Origin of the sequence: Streptomyces griseorubiginosus (assembly GCF_017614965.1) — a bacterium.
GTDB lineage: Bacteria > Actinomycetota > Actinomycetes > Streptomycetales > Streptomycetaceae > Streptomyces > Streptomyces griseorubiginosus_B.
In genome coordinates, this window is record NZ_WVUG01000565.1 from 1 (window position 1) to 2,411 (window position 2,411).

At 67.8% G+C, this 2,411-nt stretch carries 2 protein-coding genes; one reads left to right on the top strand and one right to left on the bottom strand.

Annotation, left to right across the window (positions count from 1 at the left end):
• The coding region (locus GRC12_RS43670) for a D-alanyl-D-alanine carboxypeptidase family protein (RefSeq protein WP_208785983.1) at positions 1–960 on the bottom strand (960 nt) is incomplete at its 3' end.
• 200 nt (positions 961–1,160) lie between these two features.
• Between GRC12_RS43670 and GRC12_RS43675 the strand changes: the two genes are divergently transcribed.
• A partial coding sequence (locus GRC12_RS43675) for an ABC transporter permease (RefSeq protein ID WP_244374675.1) occupies positions 1,161–2,411 on the top strand: 1,251 nt, incomplete at its 3' end.

Consider the following 2,411-nt stretch of genomic DNA (forward strand, 5'->3'; position numbering starts at 1 on the left):
CGCCCCGCCCTCGCTCAGCGGTTCGACCAGCGTGCCGACCGCCCGCGCCGAACCGCCCTTCGAAAAGCCCCAGTCGAGCAGCGCGGCCGTCTCCTCGTAGACGGCGTTGTAGCCGCTCCTCGGATGCATCACGGTCACCAGCAGGGTCCGCCCGCCGCGGGTGGCCGCGCCGGTGAAGGTGTTGCCGGCGTTGCTGGTGTAACCGTTCTTGACACCGATCAGCCCGTCGTACGTCTTCACGCCCCACGCGCCCGTGAGCAGGCGGTCGGTGTTCTGGATCTGGAAGGTCTTCCTGCCGCCGGCCGGGAAGTCCGCGGTCCGGGTGTGGCAGTACGCGCGGAAGTCGGGGTCCTTCAGGCCGTGCCGGGCGAAGAGGGTGAGGTCGTAGGCGGAGGAGAGCTGTCCCTTGTGGTCGAAGCCGTCGGGGCTGACCACATGGGTGTCCAGGGCCTGCAGGTCCTCCGCCTTGGCCTGCATCTGAGCGACCGTCCTCGCGATACCGCCGTTCATGTGGGCCAGGACGTGCACGGCGTCGTTGCCGGAGCGGAGGAAGACGCCCTGCCACAACTGCTCGACGGTGTAGGTGATCCCGGCCTTGACGCCGACCAGGCTGGAGCCGGAGGGGACGTCGGCGATCTCGGCGTCGGTGACCGTGTGCCGCTCGGTGGGGGCGAACTTCTTCAGCACGGTGTCGGCGAAGAGCATCTTCAGCGTGGACGCGGGCGCGAGACGCCGGTGCGCGTTGAAGGAGGCGAGCACCTCTCCGCTGTCGCAGTCGGCGACCAGCCAGGCGGCGGCGGTGAGTTTCCGGGGCAGTGCGGTGCCCTGAATTCCGGCGCGGGCGAGACGGGCACCGCCGACGACGGTCGTGGCGTGTGCGGGGGTCGCCGGGGCGAGCGGAATCGCGGCGGCACCAAGACCCAGCGCGGCACGCCGGGAGAGCGGGGAGGAACCATGCATCCGGGGACGCTAACACCCATTCAACAGGGGTTTCCTGGCAGTAGCCCCTCTACTGCTCAGGAATTACCTGTCTTACGAAAATTTGAATTCATACCCCGCTTTCTCAGCTCGGACACATCCTTTACTCAGTGCGACGCAAAGGTTCCTCCATAACTTGTGGCAGCGCCCACAGCGGGCGCCAAGAACCTGCGAGGAACGGGATGTTTGGCATCTATCTCAAGCGCGAACTGAGCCGCAGAAAGAAAGCGGCTCTGGTCATCGCCATGGGTCTGGCGCTCGGTATCGCGCTGGTGATCACCGTCAACTCGGTGTCGGCCGGCATGACTCAGGCCCAGGGCAAGGTCCTCAAGTCGCTGTACGGTCTCGGGACCGACATGACCGTCACGAAGGCGCAGTCGGCGCCCAAGGCGGGCAGCTCCCAGGGCCCGAACTTCCAGTTCGACGCCAAGTCGAGCAGCAGCACCAGGCAGAGCTCGGACCGGGTGATGACCCAGGGTGGTCAGGCTCTGGCGTCCTCCCTGGTCACCAAGGTCGCCGCGCAGAAGGGAGTGTCCGCCGCGGTCGGCGCGCTCACCCTGAACGTGACCAAGGTCGACGGCTCCTTCACCCAGGGCAAGGCGAAGAGCTCCACGAGCGGCAGCGGCAGCCAGCAGCAGGGCGGGCCCGGCGGCAGCAGCAGCAGTGGCGGCGGCCAGCCGCAGGTCCAGGGAGGCGGCGCCTCCTTCGACGTCAACTCCTACTCGGTGGCCGGCGTCGACGTCACCGACCAGGAACTCGGCCCGCTGGCCACCTCGAAGATCACCTCGGGCAGGACGTTCACGTCGTCGCAGACCACCGCCAAGGTCGCCGTGGTCAGCGCCTCGTACGCCAAGTCCAAGAAGTACAAGGTCGGCTCGACCTTCAAGATCTCCGGCATCACGTACACGGTCATCGGCATCGCGACGCCCGACAGCGGCGATTCCACCGTCGACGTCTTCCTGCCGCTGAAGCAGGCGCAGACGCTGGGCGACGCGAAGAACAAGGTCACCACGATCTACGTCAAGGCCACCGACTCGAAGCAGATCTCCACCGTGAAGAAGGAGATCCAGTCCAACATCTCCGGTACGACGGTCACCACCTCCGCCGACCTCGCCTCCACCGTCTCCGGTTCGCTGTCCACCGCGTCCGACCTGGCAACCAGCGTCGGCAAGTGGCTGTCGATCGCGGTGCTGGCGGCGGCGTTCCTGGTGGCGGCGCTGCTGACCTCCTCGGCCGTCTCCCGCCGGGTGCGTGAGTTCGGCACGCTGAAGGCGCTGGGCTGGCCGAGCCGCAAGGTGACCCGGCAGGTCGTCGGTCCGGCTGACGAACGTCAATGGGCCCAGGACCGTCTCCTCGCGACGGAGGCGCTTGTGTACGCCCATCCGCCGCTGCCTCCCCCGCCCGCGCAGGCCTCCGGTCCGGTGCGGCGTGCC